The sequence below is a fragment of the Curtobacterium sp. Leaf183 genome (assembly GCF_001424385.1).
In the GTDB taxonomy this organism is placed as follows: Bacteria; Actinomycetota; Actinomycetes; order Actinomycetales; family Microbacteriaceae; genus Curtobacterium.
In genome coordinates this window covers 494,652-515,618 of record NZ_LMPO01000009.1, presented here as the reverse complement: position 1 = coordinate 515,618, position 20,967 = coordinate 494,652, and the positions used below count along the sequence as shown (strand labels likewise).

The 20,967-nt window shown below is 71.6% G+C and carries 20 protein-coding genes; 8 read left to right on the top strand and 12 right to left on the bottom strand.

All coding sequences use genetic code 11. The features are described 5' to 3' along the window. Positions 1-51 precede the first annotated feature (51 nt). From ASG04_RS13335 to ASG04_RS13320, 4 genes are all read right to left on the bottom strand, one after another. Positions 52-876: a carbohydrate ABC transporter permease gene (locus ASG04_RS13335; RefSeq protein WP_056125220.1), complete on the bottom strand. Its 825-nt coding sequence runs from the start codon at positions 874-876 to the stop codon at positions 52-54. Continuing rightward, complete coding sequence (locus tag ASG04_RS13330) at positions 873-1,829, bottom strand: carbohydrate ABC transporter permease (RefSeq protein WP_082518123.1); 957 nt, start codon at positions 1,827-1,829, stop codon at positions 873-875. Before ASG04_RS13330 ends, ASG04_RS13335 begins: the two co-directional genes overlap by 4 nt. A gap of 12 nt (positions 1,830-1,841) precedes the next feature. Next, positions 1,842-3,200 carry an extracellular solute-binding protein gene (locus tag ASG04_RS13325; protein WP_056125218.1) on the bottom strand — a complete coding sequence of 453 codons (1,359 nt, stop codon included), beginning with the start codon at positions 3,198-3,200 and terminating at the stop codon, positions 1,842-1,844. 218 nt (positions 3,201-3,418) lie between these two features. Continuing rightward, entirely contained in the window at positions 3,419-4,189 is a 771-nt protein-coding gene (locus ASG04_RS13320) for a carbohydrate kinase family protein (protein ID WP_056125216.1), read from the bottom strand. 198 nt (positions 4,190-4,387) lie between these two features. Between ASG04_RS13320 and ASG04_RS13315 the strand changes: the two genes are divergently transcribed. Together ASG04_RS13315 and ASG04_RS13310 are read left to right on the top strand one after the other, a co-directional pair. Further along, the gene (locus ASG04_RS13315; protein WP_056125214.1) at positions 4,388-5,167 is read left to right on the top strand and encodes a DeoR/GlpR family DNA-binding transcription regulator; all 780 of its coding nucleotides are present in this window, start codon (positions 4,388-4,390) and stop codon (positions 5,165-5,167) included. Continuing rightward, on the top strand, positions 5,164-6,522 hold the full coding sequence (locus tag ASG04_RS13310; RefSeq protein ID WP_056125213.1) for a 6-phospho-beta-glucosidase: 1,359 nt from the start codon (positions 5,164-5,166) through the stop codon (positions 6,520-6,522). The genes ASG04_RS13315 and ASG04_RS13310 overlap by 4 nt, the downstream gene beginning before the upstream one ends. 154 nt (positions 6,523-6,676) lie before the next feature. Here ASG04_RS13310 and ASG04_RS13305 read toward each other — a convergent pair whose 3' ends face one another. Continuing rightward, positions 6,677-7,663: an aldo/keto reductase gene (locus ASG04_RS13305; RefSeq protein ID WP_056125210.1), complete on the bottom strand. Its 987-nt coding sequence runs from the start codon at positions 7,661-7,663 to the stop codon at positions 6,677-6,679. Between the two features lie 179 nt (positions 7,664-7,842). On the opposite strand from ASG04_RS13305, the gene ASG04_RS13300 reads away from it, so the two are divergent. Next, a complete protein-coding gene (locus ASG04_RS13300) occupies positions 7,843-9,141 on the top strand; it encodes an LCP family protein (protein ID WP_056125208.1) in 1,299 nt (432 codons plus the stop codon). 10 nt (positions 9,142-9,151) lie between these two features. Here the strand turns inward: ASG04_RS13300 and ASG04_RS13295 are convergent, their stop codons facing one another. Continuing rightward, entirely contained in the window at positions 9,152-11,569 is a 2,418-nt protein-coding gene (locus tag ASG04_RS13295) for an excinuclease ABC subunit UvrA (RefSeq protein ID WP_156463669.1), read from the bottom strand. Positions 11,570-11,700: 131 nt separating this feature from the next. On the opposite strand from ASG04_RS13295, the gene ppk2 reads away from it, so the two are divergent. The 3 genes from ppk2 to ASG04_RS13280 all read left to right on the top strand — a co-directional run bounded on the left by ppk2 (position 11,701) and on the right by ASG04_RS13280 (position 14,134). Beyond that, positions 11,701-12,609, top strand: a complete 909-nt coding sequence (gene ppk2 / locus ASG04_RS13290) for a polyphosphate kinase 2 (protein WP_056125204.1) — start codon at positions 11,701-11,703, stop codon at positions 12,607-12,609. A 62-nt stretch (positions 12,610-12,671) separates the two neighbouring features. Beyond that, positions 12,672-13,271: an LppP/LprE family lipoprotein gene (locus ASG04_RS13285; protein WP_156463668.1), complete on the top strand. Its 600-nt coding sequence runs from the start codon at positions 12,672-12,674 to the stop codon at positions 13,269-13,271. 23 nt (positions 13,272-13,294) lie between these two features. After that, complete coding sequence (locus ASG04_RS13280) at positions 13,295-14,134, top strand: NAD-dependent epimerase/dehydratase family protein (protein ID WP_056125200.1); 840 nt, start codon at positions 13,295-13,297, stop codon at positions 14,132-14,134. A gap of 6 nt (positions 14,135-14,140) precedes the next feature. Here ASG04_RS13280 and ASG04_RS13275 read toward each other — a convergent pair whose 3' ends face one another. Then, complete coding sequence (locus tag ASG04_RS13275) at positions 14,141-14,701, bottom strand: TetR/AcrR family transcriptional regulator (protein WP_056125199.1); 561 nt, start codon at positions 14,699-14,701, stop codon at positions 14,141-14,143. Positions 14,702-14,724: 23 nt separating this feature from the next. On the opposite strand from ASG04_RS13275, the gene ASG04_RS13270 reads away from it, so the two are divergent. Together ASG04_RS13270 and ASG04_RS13265 are read left to right on the top strand one after the other, a co-directional pair. After that, positions 14,725-15,885 (top strand): MFS transporter, encoded by a 1,161-nt coding sequence (locus tag ASG04_RS13270; RefSeq protein WP_056125197.1) that lies wholly within the window; start codon positions 14,725-14,727, stop codon positions 15,883-15,885. Further along, positions 15,882-16,103 carry a hypothetical protein gene (locus tag ASG04_RS13265; protein WP_056125195.1) on the top strand — a complete coding sequence of 74 codons (222 nt, stop codon included), beginning with the start codon at positions 15,882-15,884 and terminating at the stop codon, positions 16,101-16,103. The genes ASG04_RS13270 and ASG04_RS13265 overlap by 4 nt, the downstream gene beginning before the upstream one ends. 59 nt (positions 16,104-16,162) lie before the next feature. Here ASG04_RS13265 and ASG04_RS13260 read toward each other — a convergent pair whose 3' ends face one another. The 5 genes from ASG04_RS13260 to ASG04_RS13240 form a co-directional block, all read right to left on the bottom strand. Continuing rightward, positions 16,163-17,062, bottom strand: coding sequence for an SDR family oxidoreductase (locus ASG04_RS13260; protein WP_056125192.1), 900 nt, complete (start codon positions 17,060-17,062; stop codon positions 16,163-16,165). Between the two features lie 93 nt (positions 17,063-17,155). Beyond that, entirely contained in the window at positions 17,156-17,545 is a 390-nt protein-coding gene (locus ASG04_RS13255; RefSeq protein ID WP_200938512.1) for a glyoxalase superfamily protein, read from the bottom strand. 74 nt (positions 17,546-17,619) lie between these two features. Continuing rightward, positions 17,620-18,912, bottom strand: a complete 1,293-nt coding sequence (locus tag ASG04_RS13250) for a glycoside hydrolase family 125 protein (protein WP_056125190.1) — start codon at positions 18,910-18,912, stop codon at positions 17,620-17,622. Continuing rightward, entirely contained in the window at positions 18,909-19,928 is a 1,020-nt protein-coding gene (locus tag ASG04_RS13245) for a Gfo/Idh/MocA family protein (RefSeq protein WP_056125188.1), read from the bottom strand. Before ASG04_RS13245 ends, ASG04_RS13250 begins: the two co-directional genes overlap by 4 nt. A gap of 50 nt (positions 19,929-19,978) precedes the next feature. After that, on the bottom strand, positions 19,979-20,959 hold the full coding sequence (locus ASG04_RS13240) for a Gfo/Idh/MocA family protein (RefSeq protein ID WP_056125797.1): 981 nt from the start codon (positions 20,957-20,959) through the stop codon (positions 19,979-19,981). Positions 20,960-20,967: the final 8 nt, after the last annotated feature.

The following is a 20,967-nucleotide window of genomic DNA, read 5'->3' as shown; positions in this document are numbered from 1 at the left end:
CCCGCCACGAGCCTCCAATCCGATCCCGGCCACGGATCAGGGGTGGCCGGGTCAGCGGTCGGCGAAGCCGCCGAGCATCCCCGAGATGAACCGCTTCTGCAGGAAGAAGTACAGGACCACGATCGGCAGCGCGACGATCACCCCCGCAGCGGAGAGCAACGAGTAGTCGGTCAGGTGCGCGCCCTTGAAGAAGGCCAGGCCGAGGGGCGCGGTGCGGTGGTCCTCACTGGTGATGAGGACCAGGGGGAGCAGGAACTCGTTCCACGTCCACATCGTGATCAGCAGCGCCATCGTCATGATCGGCGCGACGGCCGCGGGCACGATCACCTGCCACAGCAACTTGACGTCGCGGGCGCCGTCGAGCCGCGCGGCCTCGATCACCTCGCCGGGGAAGGCGCGGAACTGGCTGCGCATCCAGAAGATGCCGAACGCCAGGGACTGCGCGGTCTGCGGCAGGATCAGGCTCGTGTAGGTGTCGGTCAGGCCGACCGAGCGCAGGTTGAAGTAGAGCGGGATGATGAACGCCTCGGCCGGCAGCATCAGGCCGGCGAGCATCACGAAGAAGATCACGTTCGACCCGAAGAAGTCGAGCCGTGCGAAGGCGAACCCCGCGAAGACGGCGAGGACGGTGGTGAGCACGACGACCGACACCGTCACCAGCACGCTCGACAGCATGTACGACGCGAAGTGCCCCTGGTTCCAGGCGGCGCCGAAGTTCCCGAGGTCGATGGTGGACGGCACGCTGAAGCCACCCGAGTTCTGCGCCGACGGGGTGACCGACGACAGCAGCACCCCGATCAGCGGGATGATCGCGAACAGCGCGAACAGCGTCAGGATGACGTAGTTGACGGTCTTCTCGCGGACCGAGATCCTCATGCGACGTCCTTCGGCTGGATGCGGCTGATCAGCGCCGTGACGATCAGGATGACGACGGTGAGCGACACCGCGACGGCCGCGGCGGACCCGACCTGCCCGGTCTGGAACGCCCGGTTGTACGCCTCGAACGCGGGGACCGACGTCGAGTTCCCCGGACCGCCGCTCGTCGTGACGTAGACCAGGTCGAAGGACTTGAGCGCGGACACCACGGTGAGTGTGAGCGCTGCGGCGATCTGTCCGCGCAGGGACGGCAGCGTGATCGAGAAGAACTCGCGCGCCGCTCCGGCGCCGTCGATGCGTGCCGCCTCGAACAGGCTCGGGTGGATGTTGCCGACGCCGGACAGGAACAGGACCAGGCAGAGCCCGACGTTCAGCCAGGTGCCGACGAACCCGATCGCGGGCAGCGCCGTGTCGTACCCGCCGAGCCAGACCTGCGCGAGCTGGCCGAGCCCGACCAGTCGGAGTGCGTCGTTGAGCAGGCCGTCCGCCGAGTAGATCGACACCCAGATCGTCGCGACGACGACGGACGCGATCACCTGGGGGAGGAACAGCACGGTGCGGAAGAACGACATCCCGCGCAGTCCGTTCGCCCGCGAGATGATCGACGTCAGGAACAGTGCCACGACCACCGGCACGGCGGCGTAGAACACCATGAGCACGAGCGCGTGCCCGAAGGCCGCGCGGAGCTGCGGGTCCGTGACCACGCCGGCGTAGTTCGCGAACCCCGCCCAGGTCGCGGCGGACAGCCCGTCCCAGTCGTAGAACGAGTACTGGATGCTCTGCAGGAAGGGCACCCCGAGGAACACGGCGAACACGACGAACGCCGGCAGGATGTAGAGGTAGGCGACGAGGCTCCGCCGCCGCTTCCGGACACCGCCGGTCGTCGGGCGGGCCCGCCCGCGGCGGGTGCTGCGCTCGGCAGCACCCGCCGTGGTCCCGGTGAACTGGGTCACGTGGTCGCCCCGCTACTTCTTCACGAAACCGGAGTAGTCGTCCTGGAGCGTCTTCGTGTACTGCTCCGGGGTCGCCTTGCCCGCGACCAGGTCCTGCATCGCCGCCGTGATGGTGTCGTAGAACGTCGGCGTCGCGTAGTCCAGGTACGGGGTGATGCTGTTCGACGACGAGATCGCCTTGTAGTTGCTGGTGATGTCCCCGGCGATCGTCCCCTCGGCGGGGGTGTCGTCGTCCGGCACCACGGTCGGCAGGTTGCCCTTGTCGACGAGCGTCTCGGCGGCCTTCGCGTTCGTCACGAAGTCGACGTAGGCCGCAGCGGCGTTCGCGTTCTTGGTCTTGGAGGTGATGGCCCACGCCAGGCCCTCACCGCCCATCGTCACCGGCTTCGATGCGCTGGGCGGGGTCAGGGCGGTGAAGCCGATGTCCTTCGCGCTGGCGGCGGCTTCGAGGGTGGCCTGGTACCAGGTCCCCGTGATGAGGAAGGCCGAGCCGCCCTTGCCGAACGTGCTCACGGCGTCGTCACGTGAGACGCCGTTCGCACCCTCGGTGACGTAGCCCTTGTCGACCCAGTCGGTGATGGTGCTGGCGGCCTTGACCTCGTCGTCGCCGGTCCAGCTGCCGGACTTGCCCGCGACCAGGTCGTTGACGGCGTCGTGTCCGGCCAGGGCGGAGAGGACCAGCCCGTACAGGTGGATGCCCGGGCTCTTCTCGACGTCGCCGTAGCTCAGGGGCAGCGACCCGGCGGACTTGACCTTCGCCATGTCCGCGGTCAGTTCGGCGACCGTCGTCGGCGGGCTGTCGATGCCGGCCTGCTGCAGGACCTCCTTGTTGTAGTACAGACCCACGAGCTCGCCGGTCTGCGAGACGCCGTACAGGTCGTCGCCCTGCCAGGTGCTGCCGTCGCTCGAGAACGAGTTGAGCTTCAGCAGGCTCGACGGGTAGTAGTCGTCCCAGCCGTACAGCTTGGAGTAGTCGTTCACGGGGCGCAGGAAGCCCGCCTTCACGAAGGCACCCATGTCCGGGTACCCCTGGTTCGCCTGCACGACGTCCGGCGGGTTGTCACCCGACAGCGCGAGCTTCAGCGTCGTCTTCAGGTCGGCGAACGAGCGCGAGACCCGCTTGATGGTGATGTTCGGGTGCGCCTTCTCGAACGCGTCGTTGAGCTCCTGCTGCGCGTCGTTGATGCCGGTGTCGGTGTTCTGGTCCCAGACCGTCAGGGTCGTCTTGCCGGACCCGACGTCCTTCGACACGGGGCCGAGGCTCTGCGACGCGGCCGGGGCTGCCGATCCGCCCGGCGTGCACGCGGTCAGGCCGAGTGCCAGGGCTGCGGCGACGCCGATGACCATCGTCGCCTTGCTGGAGTGCTTCATGGTGGTCCAGTCCTTCGAGTGGGCTTCGGGTTGGGGGAGTGCGGGAGGAGTCAGTGGCTGGGGGCGACCGCGTCGAGGAACGACCAGTCGCCGGGGGCGGCCGTGCGGCGCAGGAAGGCCCGGAGCTGCTCGGGGTGCGGCGCGCTCGCGGCACCCCCGAGTCCGGTGACGGCGTAGGCGGCGCTCGCCGCGGCGAAGCGCAGCCGGGTCGGGAGGTCCTAGCCGTGGTGGGCCCCGGCCATGAACGACGCCACGAACACGTCGCCGGCGCCGGTGGGGTCGACCACGTCCACGCGGACCGTCGGCGCGGTGACGACGGTGCCGTTCGCCGAGTCCACCGCGACGACACCGTCTCCGCCGCAGGTGACGACGGCGAGGGGCACCCGCTCGGCGAGGGCCTTCGCGGCGTCGAGTGCCGTGTCGGTGCGCGTGTACCGCATCGCCTCGACGTGGTTCGGCACGAAGACGTCCACCTCGGCGAGCCGGTCGAGCACGCCGCCCGACCACGCACCGGTGTGGTCCCACCCGACCCCGCCGACGACCGTGGTGCCCGTCGCGCGGAGCTCGGCGACCCATGCGGGCAGGGGCGCCGCGATGCCGACGTGGGTGGCGGCGACCGGTCCGAGGTCCTCGGGCACGGTGAGGGCGTCCAGGTGTTCCTCGTACGTGATGAAGCTGCGGTCCTCGGGACCCGTCAGCGCGACCGACACCGAGCTCTGGTGGCCTGGCACGACGGTCAGCAGGCTGGTGTCGAGCAGCGGTTCAGCGGTGAGCGTCGCGTACACGTGCTGGCCGAGCACGTCGTCGCCGAGCCGGCTGAGCAGCTTGGTCGGTGCACCGGCCCGGGCGGCGGCCACGGCACGGTTCGCCACCCCGCCGGGTGTGACCGTGAACGCGTCCGCGTAGACCTCCGCGCCCTGCTCCGGCGCCGTGACGCCGGCGAAGACCAGGTCGCAGAACACGTCGCCGGCGAACAGCAGTGCGGTCACGGCTTCTCCTCATCGTTGCGGATCGTCCCTGCGCAGGGATGCGCATTCCGGGACGGGACCGCTGGTGATGCTCAAGCCTGCGTGCTTGGTGTTGCGAGGACGTTACTCGATTGCACCAGATTTGTTAAGTCTGCTCCAGATCACGATTCGGTTGCGCGATCTTGCGTGAGGTTGCGCGAGTTCGGATACAGTGACGCCATGATCCTGCGTGAGCGGCAGAACCGCATCATCACGGCGCTGCGGGTCGGCGGGGCCGCCTCGGTCCAGGAACTCGCCGACGCGCTGTCCGTGAGCCCGGCGACGATCCGCCGCGACCTCGAGATGCTCGACCGCAACGGCGAGCTTGTCCGCACCTGGGGTGGCGCCGTGGTCGCTCCCCGGCAGACCGCACAGGACGGCGACGGCCCCGAGCCGATCGAGACCCCGTTCGAAGCTGCCGGCGACCTCGACCTGAAGCGTCGGATGGCGGTGGCTGCCGCTGCGATGGTGCAGGACGGCCAGGTGGTCATCCTCGACATCGGCACGACCACCCCGCAGATCGCCGAGCTGCTGCGCGGCCGCGACATCACCGTCATCACGACGAACCTGGCGGTGTTCGACGTCCTGCGGGACGACGAGGCAGTCCGGCTCGTGCTGCTCGGCGGAGTCGTCCGGCGCAACTACCGCACGCTCGTCGGCTCCCTGGCCGAGGCGGCGCTCGAACACGTCAGCGCCGACCTGCTCTTCCTGTCGTGCACGGGTGTCCGCGCGAACGGGCACGTCGTGGACAACATGGCGGTCGAGGCCCCGATCAAGCAGTCGATGATCACCGCTGCCGAGCGGGTCGTCCTGCTGGCGTCCGAAGCCAAGTTCCCCGGCAGCGGCGCCCTGCGGCTCTGCTCCCTCACCGACGTCGACGTGGTCATCACCACGACCGGCGCTCCCGACGAAACACTCGCACACAGCCGGAACGCCGGCGGAGAGGTCATCACCACATGAAGCTCTGCATCCTCGGAGGCGGCGGGTTCCGCACGCCGTACGTGTACCAGGCACTGCTCCGCGACACCGGGTCGCCGCGCGTGGAAGAGGTCGCGCTGTACGACGTCGACGAGGTCCGGCTGCACGCCATGGTGGCGATCCTCACCGAGCTCGCCGCGGACTTCCCCGACGCCCCGGTCCTGAAGCCCACCACCGACCTGCACCGCGCGGTCGAGGGCAGCGACTACGTCTTCGCGGCCCTGCGCGTCGGCGGGCTCGAGGGACGACGATGCGACGAGCACGTCGCGCTCGACCTCAACGTCCTCGGGCAGGAGACCACCGGCCCCGGCGGGCTCGCCTACGCCATCCGCACCGTGCCCGTCATGGTCGATGCGGCGAAGGTCATCCGCGACCTCGCCCCGAACGCCTACGTGATGAACTTCACCAACCCCGCCGGCATCATCACCGAGGCGATGCAGACCGTCCTCGGCGACCGCGTGCTCGGCATCTGCGACACGCCGTCCGGCCTCGGCCGTCGTGTGGCGGGGATGCTCGGGCTCGACCACACCCGCGTGCAGATGGACTACGTCGGCCTGAACCACCTGGGTTGGATGCGCCGCGTGATGTACGACGGCCGCGACGTCCTGCCCGAGCTGATGGCGGACGACGAGCGTCTGGGGGCGATGGAAGAGGGGCACGTGTTCGGCCTCGACTGGATCCGCTCGCTCGGCTCGATCCCGAACGAGTACCTGTACTACTACTACTTCAACCGTGACGCGGTCCGCACGATCGTCGGCTCCGGCAAGACCCGCGGCGACTTCCTCGCCGAGAGCCAGTCCGCCTTCTACGAGCGCGCGAGCGCCGCGGGTGACGGCGTGGCCGAGTTCTGGCGCCAGACCGTCGAGCGGCGCAGCGCCTCGTACATGGCCGAGGCGAAGGGCGGCACGCAGGACGAGCCCCTCGACCCGAAGGAGCGCGAGACCGACCCGTCCCACCAGGGCTACGCCGGGGTCGCCCTCGGGGTCATGGCCGCGATCAGCCGCAACGAGCGCCAGACGATGATCCTGAACGTCCGGAACAACGGCACGATCGCCGGGCTCCCGCGCGACGCGGTCGTCGAGGTCCCGACGATGGTCGACGCGAACGGTGTGCACCCGATGACCACGGACCAGCCGGACCTGCACCAGATCGGGCTGATGAGCCAGGTGAAGGCCGTCGAGCGCCACACGATCGCGGCCGCCCTGACCGGGTCGAAGGACGAGGCCCTCAAGGCGTTCGCGCTGCACCCGTTGGTCGACAGCGTCAGTGTCGCCCGTGACCTGGTGCGCGGGTACGTCGACCGCATCCCCGAGGTGGCGGCGGTCCTGACGAAGTAGCGCGTTCCTTCCCGTCACGCGGGGGACGGGAGGTCGGTTCGCGCGTGGTCGGGTGGAACATCCGCCTGCCAACGCGCGATTCGACGGTCCATGCGCGACCACACGGCGGACGGGAGGCCCGGTGCCAGCTGGCACCGGGCCTCCAGTCTGTGCATCAGCGGTTGACGGCCGCCATGCCGGCCGCGTCGTAGCGGTCGCCGGCCACACCGACGCGCTCGGCGAGCCCGTCGAGCGACGCGACGTCGTCAGCCGACAGCGCGACGGCCGTGGCACCGGCGTTCTCGTCGATGCGCTCGGTCCGGCGCGTCCCGGGGATCGGCGCGATGAACGGGTGCTGTGCCAGCAGCCACGCGAGTGCGATCTGTCCCGGCGAGGCGTCCCGTGCGGCCGCGAGCTCACGGACGGCGTCGATGAGGGCCTGGTTCGCGGCGAGGTTCTCGGCCTGGAACCGGGGGACCTTCCCGCGGATCTCGCCCTCGCCGAACGACGCACCGGGCGTGATCGTGCCGGTCAGGAACCCCTTGCCGAGCGGGCTGAAGGGGACGAACCCGATGCCGAGCTCGGCGCAGGCGGGCAGGACCTCGGGCTCGGGATCGCGCGTCCACAGCGAGTACTCGCTCTGCACGGCGGTGACCGGGTGCACGGCGTGCGCGCGGCGGATGGTCGACGCAGCCGCCTCGGAGAGCCCGAAGTGCCCGACCTTGCCCTCGGCGACGAGCTCACCGACCGTGCCGGCGACGTCCTCGATCGGGACGTCCGGGTCGACCCGGTGCTGGTACAGCAGGTCGATCTTCTCGACGCCGAGACGCCGGAGCGACCCCTCGGCCGCCTGCCGGATGTGCTGCGGTCGCGAGTCGACGCCGACCGAGCGCCCGTCGACGATGTCGAAGCCGAACTTGGTCGCCAGCACCACCCGGTCGCGGACCGGGGCGATCGCCTCGCCGACCAGCTCCTCGTTGTCGTGCGGGCCGTACACCTCGGCGGTGTCGATGAAGGTGACCCCGGACTCGACGGCGTACCGGAGCACGTCGATCATCGCCGAGCGGTCGCCGGGGTTCGGGCCGTAGCTCTGTGACATGCCCATCGCGCCGAGGCCGATCGCCGACACCTCGAGGCCCTGTCCGAGTGTCCTGGTGTGCATGGGTGCTCCCGTCGTCGTGGTGGTGCGGTCGTGTGTCAGATCCACCGTACGGATCCGGAGCGTCCGCACAGGTGTACCCGTGGAACACCCCTGTGCGCCGGTGGGGTGCGGCGTCCTCCGAGCCGGCGTGCGGCAGGGTTGGCGGACGGGTGCAGCGCACCCCGACGACGAGGGGGAGCATGGACGACGACCAGGTGACGGCGGTCCGACACGGCAGGCTGCGGCGACGCGGCCCGTTCGGCTTCGCGGTTGCGGTGGTGGCGGCCGCGGCCGCTGTGGTCCTGGTGAGCACCGGCTCCGTGGCGGCGATCGCGACCTGGCAGGTGGTGCAGCACGCCCGTCCGTCGGTGTCGCTGGCGATGCCCGGTGGCAAGTCCGCCAAGCCCGCTCCCGCGCTCACCGCCCAGTCGGGCGAGGTGAACATGCTGCTCGTGGCGACCGACACCCGCGACGGCCAGGGCGCGGGCTTCGACGACGCCGCGAACCGCAAGGCGAGCAGCGGTGTCGGCAACAACGACACCAACATCCTCGTGCACATCTCGGCCGACCACACGAACATGGCCGTCGTCAGCTTCCCCCGTGACCTGATCGTCCCCATCCCCGCCTGCACCAACGACGAGGGCTCGACGACCCCGGCGACGTCCGCGGCGATGCTCAACACCGCGCTGTCCCGGGGCGGCGAACAGCACGGGCTGGCCTGCGTGGCGAGCACCATCGCCGGGCTCACGGGACTGCAGATCGACTACGCCGGCAAGGTCACCTTCGACGGCGTCGTGGCGATGGCCACCGCGGTCGGCGGTGTCGAGGTGTGCCTGGCGACACCGATCCGCGACGACGACGTCACGCCCGCGCTCGACCTGCAGCCGGGCAACCAGAAGCTCACCGGCGCCGAGGCCGCGGCGTTCCTGCGATCCCGACACGGCGTGGGCGACCGGAGCGACCTCGGGCGGATCAGCAACCAGCAGACGTTCATGGCGGCGCTCGCACGCCAGACGGTGTCCGCCGGGACCCTGACGAACCCGGCCAAGGTGCTCCGCCTGGCGAACACGGCCTTCTCGAACATGGTGCTGTCCGACACGCTGTCGGACCCGGCGACCCTGGCGCGGATCGCCCTCGCGGTGAACACCGTCGGGCTGTCCAACATGGTCTTCGTGCAGTACCCCGTGTACGACGACCCGGACGCCCCGGGCCGGGTGCTGGAGTCGCCGGACGCTGCCGCGACGCTCAACCGGGCGCTGCAGGCGAACGAACCGGTCGTGCTCGGGGCGGACAGCCTCGGCCGTTCCGCCGTGCGCGACCCGTCCGCGTCCGCCGCACCGTCCTCGCCCTCCGGCACCGACGGTACGCCGACGCCCGATGCTCCGGCAGCGTCGACCGGGACGACGTCCGAGCCGGCGACTCCTCCGGCGACCGCGGCGCTGCCCGACAACGTGTCCGGGCAGCGGGCAGACACGGTGACGTGCGCCGCCAAGAAGTGAGCGTCCCCGGTCAGCGACCGAGCTGCGCGCGCAGGTAGGGGGCGGTCCGGCTCGTCGTCGACCCGGCGACCTCGTCCGGGGTCCCGGTCGCCACGACCTGCCCGCCGTCCTCGCCGCCGCCCGGCCCCATGTCGATGACGTGGTCCGCGGTCGCGACGACGTCCATCGCGTGCTCGACGACCACGACCGTGTTGCCCGCGTCGGTGAGCCGTGCGAGCTGTTCGGTCAGCAGTTCGACGTCGGCGGGGTGCAGTCCCGTCGTCGGTTCGTCGAGCAGGTACAGCGTGTGACCGGTCCGCGCGCGCTGGAGCTCGGTCGCGAGCTTGATGCGCTGCGCCTCGCCGCCGGACAGCTCCGGCGCCGGCTGCCCGAGTCGCAGGTACCCCAGACCCACCTGCCGCAGCGTCTCGAGCGCGCGGGACGCCGCCGGCACGGACGCCAGGAACGGCGCCGCGTCGTCCACCGTCATCGCGAGTACGTCGGCGATCGTCGCGTCGTGCCAGCGGACCTCGAGGGTCTCGGCCGTGTAGCGCGAACCGTGGCACTCCGGACAGGGTGCCCAGCTGCCGGGCAGGAACAGCAGCTCGACGGACACCGAGCCCTCGCCCTGGCAGACCTCGCACCGTCCACCCGCGACGTTGAAGGAGAACCGTCCGGCGGTCCATCCGCGGGCGCGGGCGTCGTCCGTCGCGGCGAACGTCGACCGCACCGCGTCGAACAGCCCGGTGTAGGTGGCCAGGTTCGACCGGGGTGTGCGACCGATCGGCTTCTGGTCGACCTGGACGACGCGGTCGACCAGCGGGTGGTCCAGGGCGGTCCGGGGGAGCACGCCACCGACGAGCGAGGACTTGCCCGATCCGCTCACGCCGGTGACGGCGGTCAGGACACCGAGGGGCAGGTCGACGTCGAGCCCGCGCAGGTTGTGCTGCGTGACGTCACGGAGCTGCAGCGTGTCCACCGGCACGCGCGGGCTCCGGGGTGCGGTGTCGTCGACCCGTGGCCGCAGGAAGCGCCGGGTGACCGACGCCTCGACGTCGGCGAGCCCGTCGACCGGGCCGCTGTACAGCACGGTGCCGCCGCCGCTGCCCGCACCGGGACCGACGTCGACGACCCAGTCGGCGCGACGCACGATGCCCATGTCGTGTTCCACCACGAACACGCTGTTCCCGCCGGCGCGCAGGTCCTCGAGCACCTCGACCAGGGACTCGGCGTCGGCGGGGTGCAGGCCGGCGCTCGGCTCGTCCAGCACGTACACGACGCCGAACAGTCCGGAGCGCAGCTGCGTCGCGATGCGCAGGCGCTGGGTCTCGCCGGGGGAGAGCGTCGGGGTCGCGCGGTCGAGCGACAGGTACCCGAGCCCGAGGCCGGTCAGCACCTCGACACGGGTGAGCAGGTCGCGGGAGATCGCGACGGCGACCTCGGTGTGCTCGCCCGACGACGCGCGCGACGTCGCTGCGGTCGCGTCGGTGATCGTGGCGATCGGACCGAGCACGTCGGCGAGGGCCGTCAGCGGCATCCCGTTCAGCGCGGCGATCGTGTGCCCGCCGACGGTCACCGCGAGGGCAGCGCGGGTCAGCCCGGTCCCGCCGCAGAGCCCGCACGGACCGGACTCGACGAAGCGCAGGGCCTTCGTGCGCTGCGTCTCGCTCTGGCTGTCGGCGAGGGTGTGCAGGATGAACTGTCGGGCGCTCCAGAACCGGCCCCGGTACGGCTTCGCGACGCGGTCGCGCTTCGGGGTGACCTCGACGACGGGCTGTTCCTCGGTGAAGAGCAGCCAGTCGCGGTCGGACCGTGACAGCTCGCGCCACGGCCGCTCGATGTCGTAGCCGAGCGCCGCGGTGACGTCCCGCAGGTTCTTCCCCTGCCACGCGCCGGGCCACGCGGTGATCGCGCCGTCACGGATGCTGAGCGAGTCGTCGTGCACGGCCGACCGCTCGGTCACCTCGTGCGCGGTGCCGAGGCCGTGACAGCGGGGGCACGCCCCGGCCACGGTGTTCGGCGAGAAGGAGTCCGACTCCAACCGGTCCGCCCCCGCGGGGTAGGTGCCGGCGCGGGAGAACAGCATGCGCATCGAGTTCGACAGCGTCGTCAGGGTACCGACGGTCGACCGGGAGCTCGGCGCACCGCGCCGCTGCTGCAGCGCCACGGCCGGGGGCAGTCCGGTGATCGAGTCGACGTGCGGGGTCGACCCCTGCGCGATGAGCCGTCGGGCGTACGGGGCGACCGACTCGAGGAACCGTCGCTGCGCCTCGGCGAACACGGTGCCGAACGCCAACGAGGACTTGCCCGAACCGGAGACGCCGGTGAAGGCGACGATGCAGTCGCGCGGCACGTCCACGTCGACGTCCCGCAGGTTGTTCTCACGGGCACCACGGACCCGGATGAACCCGTCGCGGCCGAGGTCGGGCATGGTCGAGGGGGAGGGCATCCTGTCGACACTAGGCCGAGCAGCTGAGCGTCGGCGCGTGCGTCCACGTCATGGTGGGCTGCTGTTCACCCGCGATGGCCACACTGGGAGCAGAGCGCGCGGGTCGGACCCGCGCGGGGAACGGAGACGCGATGCTGGACGCCACACCGGTCGGGGACCTGCGCGAGTACATCGAGGACCTCCGGACGCGGGGGTTCACGGTCGAGAGCGCGCACACCGCCGACCCGGAGCTGATCGACCCGCAGGGCAACCCGATCCACACCTGGCGAGAGGACTACCCGTACGACGAGCGGATGGACCGCGACGAGTACGAGTACGAGAAGTACCGGCTGCAGGTCGAGCTGCTCAAGCTGCAGTACTGGCTCGAGGACGAGGGCCGTCGCGCGATCATCCTCTTCGAGGGCCGTGACGCCGCGGGCAAGGGCGGCACGATCAAGCGCTTCACGGAGCACCTCAACCCCCGGACGTCCCGGGTCGTCGCGCTGTCGAAGCCGAACGACCGCGAGCGGGGCCAGTGGTACTTCCAGCGCTACGTGGAGCACCTGCCCAGCGCCGGCGAGATCGTCATGTTCGACCGCTCCTGGTACAACCGTGCCGGCGTCGAGCGGGTCATGGGGTTCTGCTCGGACGACGAGTACGAGACCTTCATGAACCAGGCGCCGTCGTTCGAACGCATGCTCGTGGACTCCGGCATCCACGTCACCAAGTTCTGGTTCTCGGTCACGCGCAAGGAGCAGCGCACCCGGTTCGCGATCCGGCAGCTCGACCCGGTGCGACGGTGGAAGCTGTCGCCGATGGACGTCGCGTCGCTCAGCGTCTGGGACGACTACACCGCTGCCAAGGAGGCGATGTTCCAGCGCACGGACAAGCGCTACGCCCCGTGGACCATCGTCCGCTCGAACGACAAGAAGCGGGCCCGCGTCAACGCCATGCGCTACTTCCTGGCGCAGTTCGACTACGAGGACAAGGACACGTCCGTCGCCGTCGCCCCGGATCCGCTGCTCGTGATGCGCGGCAAGGCCCTGCAGCTCGAGGAGTAGCGGGACCCAATCCCTGGGACTTCCTCAACGTCGCTCTCCACCCGTCCGGCAGGGTGGAGGGCATGCGCACCACCCGGATCGGCCTCACCCTCCTGTCCACCGCCGCGGTCGCCGTGGCCCTCGCGGGCTGCTCGGGCGGTGGCGCCCCCGGACCGACCGAGACCGTCACGACGACGGCCACGGCCACGGCGACCCCGACCGCTCCGGCCGCAGGCGGTGGCACGGCACCGTCGCCGACGCCGTCCGCCACGTGCGGACCGGACGACGCCGGCACCGCGGTCACCCGGGCCACGGCGTCGCTGCCCGCACCAGCGGGCCTGTCCGGCGCCCGCTGGGACGCGACCGCGGCAGACACCTCCGGCTACGACGCCTGCGCGGCACTCTCCTGGTCCGTCGTCCCCGTCGCCGAGGGGACGGCGAGCAGCCCGAATGCCATCCTGCTGTTCCACGAGGGCACGTACCTCGGCACGGCCACGAAGGAGCAGTACCCGTTCCAGCCGACCGTGCGTCGGACCGCCGACGACGCCATCGCCGTCACCTACCGCTACGCGGGTGCGTCGGACGCGAACGCGGACCCGAGCGGGACGACCGATGCGACCTACACCTGGGACGCGGACGCCGGGCGCGTGCAGATGACCGGCGACGTGCCGCCGGAGCCGTGAGCCACGTTCGCTAGGGTCGAGCGGTGACAGTCATCATCGCCGGCTGCGGCGACCTCGGCATCGCCACCGGGCTCCGGTTCTCCGCAGCCGGCCACCGCGTCGTCGGCCTCCGTCGTCGGGCGGAACTGGTCCCGGCCCCGCTCGAGGGTCGCGCCGTCGACCTCCGGCAGGACGTCCCGATCCTCGACGACGACACCGACGTCGTGGTCGTCGCGCTCGCGGCGGGCAGCCGCGACGTCGCGACGTACCGCGCGACCTACGTCGACGGGCTCCGGAACGTGCTGGACGGCATCGCGTCGTCCGCAGCCGCACCGCGGCTGTTGGTCGTGTCCTCGACCGCGGTGTACGGCGGCGAGGGTGAGGTGACCGAGTCGACGCCCGCCACCGGGGGGACACCGACGGCGGACGTCCTGCTCGAGGCCGAGGCGCTGCTGCGCGCCCGTGTCCCGGACGCCACGCTCCTGCGCCTGTCGGGCATCTACGGCCCCGGTCGTGAGCGCCTGGTCGACCAGGTCCGCGACGGCTCTGCCCGTCTGGCCCCGACGCCGGAGCGGTCGCGCATGACGAACCGCATCCACCGGGACGACGCGGCGGCAGCACTCGTCCACCTGGCGTCGCTGCCGTCCCCGCCGACGACGGTGATCGGGACCGACGACGAGCCCGTCCGGCTCGACACCGTCACCCGGTTCATCGCGGCCGAGCTCGGCACGGAAGTGCCCGCGGTCGACGACACGGCGACCCCCGGCCCGGACAAGCGCCTGTCGAACGCGCTGCTGCGGTCGACCGGGTTCACGTTCTCGTACCCGACCTACCGCGAGGGCTACCGCGCCGTGATCGCCGGCGACGGCACGCGCCACCCCTGACGCTGATCAGGCCGCGGCGACGAGCAGCCGCGCGACCGACCGCGCCACGGCGGTGTCGTGCCCGGGGTCACGCAGCCGCATCGCGAGCGCTCCCGAGACCACGAGCGTGAGTTGTTCGCCGACGACGGCCGCAGCCGGGCCGACCAGGGGCTCGGCGAGCGCGGACAGCCGCGTGCGGAGCCCGTCCGTCTCGGCGTCCAGGACCACGCGGATCTCGGCGGGCGCGTCCGCGTACTCGGACGCGGTCCCGAGGAACGCGCACCACCGGGACGCGGCCGACCGCGCCCGGAAGTCGTCGAGCGCGTCGAAGACGGCCAGCAGCCGGTCGAGGGGGTCCGTCCAGCGTTCGACCGCAGCGGTCCAGGTGTCCTGCCAGTCGCGGTGGCGACGCGTCAACGTCGCCGCGACCAGGGCCTCCTTGCTCGCGTACCCGCGGTAGAGCGTCGCCGACGAGACCCCGGCGTGTTCGAGCACCGCGTCGACGGACGTCGCGGCGATGCCGTGTGCGAAGAACAGCTCCTCGGCGGCGTCGAGCAGCTTCTGCTCCGTTCCTGCACGCATGGCCATGGCAGCACCCTAGACTCCAAGAAGTGAAACGATCGTTTTCGAAAACCACCGTGGTCCTCGCCGGGACGGCACTCATCGCCGTGACCTACGGGCTCGTGCGGCTGGCGTACGGGCTGGTGCTGCCGGACGTGCAGGCGGACCTGGACCTCGGTGCCGCCGCCGCCGGTGGGATCTCGGCCGGCGCGTCCGCGATGTACTGCGTCGGGGCGTCCGTCGGGTTCCTCGTCGCCGCCCGGGTTCCCCGCACCCTGGTGGTGTCCGCCGCGGGCACGGCGGCGCTCGGTGCGATCGGCGTGGCCGTCAGTCCGTCCGCCGCGGTGTTCGGCGCGTCTGCGGTGCTCGCCTCGGCCGGCGCCGGACTGGCATCGCCCGCACTGGTGCGGATCGTCGCGCGGAGTGTGCCGTCGCAGGACGTCCCCCGGACGCAGACGATCGTCAACAGCGGGACCGGACCGGGCCTGGTCGCCGCCGGGGTCCTGGCACTCGTGCTCCTGCCCGAGTGGCGGACGGCCTGGCTGGTCAGCGCCGCGTGCGCCGTCGTCGCCGGGGTCGCCGTGCTCCGAGCGGACCACGGCGACACGGCGCCCGAGGACCGCGCGACCACCGGTCCGCGAGGGAAGTCGTTGCCGCCCGCGACCTGGTTCCGCCGGCACGCCGGCCTGCTCGTGGCGGCGCTGCTGCTCGGGGCGGGGTCCGCCGCCGTGTGGAACCTCGGTCGCGCCGTCCTGGTCGACGCGGGCTCCGGGCGGACGGCGTCCGTGGTCGCGTGGATCGCACTCGGCGTCGGGGGGACAGCGGTCGCGGTCACGGCGCGCTGGCTGGACGCCCGACCTCCGCGGACCGCCTGGACGATCACCGTGGTCGCCGTGGCGCTCGGGACGGTCGGGCTCGGTGTCGGTGCCGCGGTCCTCCCCGTCGCCCTCGTCGCGTGCGTGGTGTTCGGCTGGGGCTACACCGCGGCGACCGGTGCGCTCGTCGCGTGGACCGGCGCGATCGACGCGGAGCACGCGCCGTCCGGGACCTCGATGTTGTTCGTCACACTCGTGCTCGGGCAGGCCGTCGGCGCCGCGGTCGCGGGTGCGGTGGTCGGGCAGGCCGGCGCCGCCGTGACGATGCTCGGTGCCGCCCTGGTCGTCGCCGCCGGGGTCCCGGCCAGCCGGGTGCGGCAGGATGGGGTCCCGTGAACCCGCAACCGCAGCAGCCCAAGTGGCGGACCCTCTGGTCGACGATCCAGGTCGGCGTGCTGTCGGCCGCGGTGGTCACCTGCATCGTGCTGCTGGTCGTCGGTGACCCGAAGCTCGCCCGTGTCTGGTCGGTCGCACTCGTCTTCTTCGGCATCGCGCTGCTCGGGCACGTCTCGTTCCTGGTCTGGACCAGGCACACGGAGCGCGACCGCCGCTGACGGGATGCACGGAGCGCGGCCGCCCGGGGGACGACCGCGCTCGACGCAGAACCGTGGCGCTACGGCGTGACCATGCCGCCGTTCACGTTGAGCGTCTCGCCGGCGACGAAGCTCGACTCCTGCGACGCCAGGAACACGTACGCCGGGGCGAGCTCGGCGGGCTGGCCCGCTCGGCCCATCGGCGACTCGCTGCTGCCGAACTCGGGCAGCGACTCGGGGTCGACGCCGCCGGTGACCTGCAGCACCGACCAGGTCGGTCCCGGCGCGACGACGTTGACGCGGATCCCGCGCTCGACGAGCAGCTGCGAGAGCCCCTTCGAGAAGTTGTTGATCGCGCCCTTCGTCGCGGCGTAGTCCAGGCGGTCCGGCGCCGGCTTGTACGCCTCCATCGACGCGGTCGTCGTGATGGTCGCGCCGGGCTGCAGGTGCGGCAGCGCCGCCTTGACCAGGCGGAACAGGGCGAACACGTTGACGTCGAACGTCGCCTCGAACTGCTCGTCCGTGATGTCGAGCAGGTCGGGCTGCCACACCTGCTTGCCCGCCACGCTGACCAGCGCGTCGATCCCACCCAGGCCGGCCACGGCCTCCTGGACGAGCCGGCCCGCGTACTCGCGGTCCCGCAGGTCGCCCGGGATCGCGACGGCGGTGCGACCCGCTGCGCGGATCTGCTCGATGACGTGGTCGGCGTCGGCCTGCTCCTCCGGCAGGTAGGCGAGCGCGACGTCGGCGCCCTCGCGGGCGAACGCGATCGCGACCGCACCGCCGATGCCGGAGTCGGCACCGGTGACCAGGGCCTTGCGGCCGGCCAGCCGGCCGGTTCCGCGGTAGCTGGACTCACCGAGGTCCGGTACCGGCGTCATCTCGGACTGGAGGCCCGGCTCGGCCTGCGTCTGCGGCTCCGGGCTGACGTTCGGGTAGCGCGACCGGGGGTCGCCGAACTCGTACTGGTCCGTTGGCATCGGGTGGTCTCCTGTTCTGTCGGTGCTCGTCGTTCGCGGACCATGCAACCCGGGGAGCCCTGGACGCCACGTCGGCGGATGCGGGAACCGACGTCAGGACCGCTGCCAGAAGACGAGCCGGTTGCCGAAGGGATCGGTGACGGTCATGGTCCGGCCCCACGCGTCGTCCGACAGGCCTGGGCGCGAGTTCGGGTGGTGCTGCGCGATCAGGTCGTCGTGCAGCGCCTGGACGTCCGGCACCACGATCATGACCGCGCCGCCGGGCGTCGCGTCGCCGTGGTGCTCCGACAGGTGCAGCACGGCGCCGTCCCGGACGACCTGCGCGTACACCGGCAGGTCCGGCTCGAACCGGTGCTCCCACTGCCACGTGAAGCCGAGGTGGTCGCAGTAGAAGCGCCGCGCCAGCTCGTGGTCGAACACGCGCAGGATCGGGACAACGCGCTGGCGCGCGATGTCGTCGAGCTTCGGTTCGTCGTCGGACACGGGACCTCCCGGGGCAGTGCGGACGGTGTCCTCGGCACGGTACCGACCAGCGCCGACCGCGTCCAGGACCAGGGTCAGGCCGGGGACGGTCGTCGTCGTTCGTCGTCGTCGACGACGGTCAGGGCGAGCTCGCAGAACATCGCGTCCGCCCACGAGAACCACGGGCGCGAGTACGACGTCGGGTCGTCGACGTGGAACGACTCGTGCATGCGACCGGTCCCGGCGTCGGTGGCCAGGAGCACGTCGAGCAGCTCGCGGCGACGCTCGGGGGTGCCGGTGATGCCCTCGACGCACAGGGCGATCGGCCAGACGTGGTCCGGCTCGGTGTGCGGGCTGCCGATGCCCTCGGCCGCCGATCCCCGGAACCAGTACGGGTTCGTCGGTCCGAGCACGAGTCGCCGGGTCGCCGCGGTCACGTCGCGGTCGAGGACGTCGGGCGCATCGAAGGGCAGTGACAGCAGCGACGGCATGTTCGCATCGTCCATGAGCACGACCCCGCCGAGTCCGTCGACCTCGTACGCGTAGACCCGCTCGCCGTCGTGCTCGACGACGCCGTGCTCCGCGACGCCCGCGGAGATCGTCGTGCGCAGGGCGTCGGCGTCGTCGGCCAGTCGGTCGTCGCCGTACACACCGCGGGCGATGTCGGCCAGCGCGAGCAGGGCCTGGGCGGCATGCAGGTTCTCGGGCACGTTGTAGCCGTACGTGCAGGCGTCGTCGGACGGCCGGAACCCGACCCAGGTCATGCCGGTCACGGCGACCGGTGTCCCGCGGCCGTCGCGGGCGAGGGTCTCGGTCGGCAGCGGCGAGTCGCGGACGAACCGGTAGCTCGACTGCTCGTGGTCGGTCTCGAGACGCCACTGGTCGACGACGGAGCGGAGCACCCGGTGGGCGCGCTCGTCGAACACGTCCGTCCGGCCGGTCGCCCGCCACAGCCGGTGGGCGAACTGGACCGGGTACGCCAGGCTGTCGACCTCGTACTTCTGCTCCCAGACGAGAGGGTCGTCGCACAGGTCCCCGTCATCCCAGTGCGCACCGGTGGCCGTGCGGTTGAAGGCGTTGGCGTACGGGTCGTGCTCGATCAGCCGGAACTGCCGTCGGACGATCCCGGTCAGGACGTCCGCGAGCGGTGCGCAGGCGCCGGCGAACCGCAGGTACGGCAGCATCTGGGTCGTCGAGTCGCGGAGCCACATCGCCGGGATGTCGCCGGTGATGACGAACGCGGTGCCGTCCTCGTCGAGCGTGACGGTGTCGGTCAGCGTGCGGGTCAGGGACTCCTCGACCCGCGCACCGACCTGGTCGCCGAGTGCGCTCCGGACCGTGTCGGCGGCGGTCCGGAGCGTCGCGGTGACGTCGGGGTGCAGGATCATGCCCGGACCGCGTCGACCTGCAGCACCGAGGCGATGGTGCCGTTGCGGGCGCCCTCGTAGGCGGCGAGGATCATGCCGAGCACGGCGATGCCCTCGCGCTCGGTGTGGATCGGTCGGGTGCCGTCGCGCAGGCAGGCCCCGAACGCGCCGATCTCGGCCGCGAACGTGTCGACGTCCTCGAAGGTCACGGTCTCGCTCGTGCCGTCGAGCAGGTCCCACCGCAGGGTCGTGCCGTCGCTGGTGAGGGACCCGAGCTCGCCGACGACGCTGAAGCGCTCCGTGCCGACGGCCGGCTCGTACGCCCAGCTGGTGACGAGCTGGCCGACGGCGCCGTTGTCGAAGCGGAACAGCGCCTGCGCGGAGTCCTCGCCCTCCATGAACGTCAGACGATGCGTGGAGAGCATCGCGGTGGCCTGCACCGGGACGCCGCCGGCGAGGTGCATCATCAGGTAGCTGGGGTGGTAGCCGGTGTCGATGAGCTCGCCACCACCGCTGGTCGAGGCGTGTGCGCGCCAGCCCATGTTCGACGGGTCGAACTCGTTGCGGAAGCTGTCGGTCGTGCGGACCTCGTACACGGTGCCGAGGACGCCGCCGTCGATGAGCTTCTTGGCCTTCGCGACGGCCGGCATGAACAGCTGGTTGTGCGCACACATCAGCGTGACGCCGGCCTCGGCGACGGCGGCCTGCACGTCGCGGGCCTCGTCCGGTGTCAGGCAGAGCGGCTTCTCACACAGCACGTGCTTGCCCGCCCGTGCCGCTGCGACGATCGCGTCGCGGTGCAGGTGGTGCGGCAGGCAGATGTCGACGGCGTCGATGTCGGCGCGCTCGAGCATCTCGCGGTAGTCGGTGAAGAACGGCACGTCGAGCTCGGCGCCGCGGGCCGCGGCGGTGTCGGCGAACGCGTCCGCGACGGCGGCGATGCGGATGACGTCCGCGTGCTGGGCGTACCCCTCGATGTGGACGGTGGCGATGCCGCCGCCGCCGATGAGTCCGACGCGGATGGGGTCGGTGGACATGGTGACTCCTGTTGGTGCTGGTGGTGTGTGGTGGTGGGGCGTGTCCGGGCTCAGACGGTGGCCGGTACCCGGGCTGCCGCGTTCGCCGCGACGACGAGCCGGGTGAGCTCGACGGCGCGGGCGACGTTGTCGTCAGCGCGCGTGCCGGAGGTGATGTGGTCCACCCACCGGCCGAACGCGTCCTGGGCGTCCTCGGGGACGTCGATGGTGACCGGCTCGTCGCCGTAGGCGGACCCACCGGCGGTGAGCCGGGCCTCCTGGTCGGTGTACGAGAGCCAGCCCGCGGTGCCGGCCACCTCGATCGTGAACGGGGTGCCGGCGACGAAGCCGGCCTCGATCACCCCGATGGCCTGGGAGGGGTAGCCGACGGTGACGACGGCGTGGTCCTCGACCGCGTGTCCGGTGACCGAGCGGTAGACGGCCTGGACGGTGTCCGGTCGTGCGCCGAGGAACAGCTGGGTCAGGTAGACGGGGTGGCAGCCGAGGTCGGTCAGCGCACCGCCGATCGCGGTCGTCGGGTCGAAGAAGCGCTCGGGCAGCCACGGCACGACGGCACCGTCGTGCGAGAGCCGGACGCGGGCGTGGTTCACCTGGCCGAGCCTGCCGGACGCGATCTCGTCGGTGATCGCCCGGGTGTACCCGTGGTACAGCCGGGGCAGCGAGACGACGAGTGCGACACCGGCGGCGTCGCAGGCGGCGATGACCTCCTCGCACTCGTCGACGGTCGGGGCGAGGAGCTTCTCGGTGAAGACGTGCTTGCCGGCCCGGGCCGCGCGGGTGATCACGTCGCGGTGCACGTCGGTCGAGGTCGTGATGGTGACCGCGTCGACGTCGTCGCGAGCGAGCAGCGCGTCGAGGTCGGCGACGAACTCGACACCGAACTGCTCGGCGCCCGCGCGACCGCGGTCCTGGTCGTCGTCCCACACCGCGACGAGCTCGGTGCCGGGGTGCTCGACGGTCTGTCGTGCGTAGTCGCCGGCGTGCACGTGCCAGAAGCCGACGACGGCGACGCGGATCGGGGTGGTGGTCATGGTGGGCA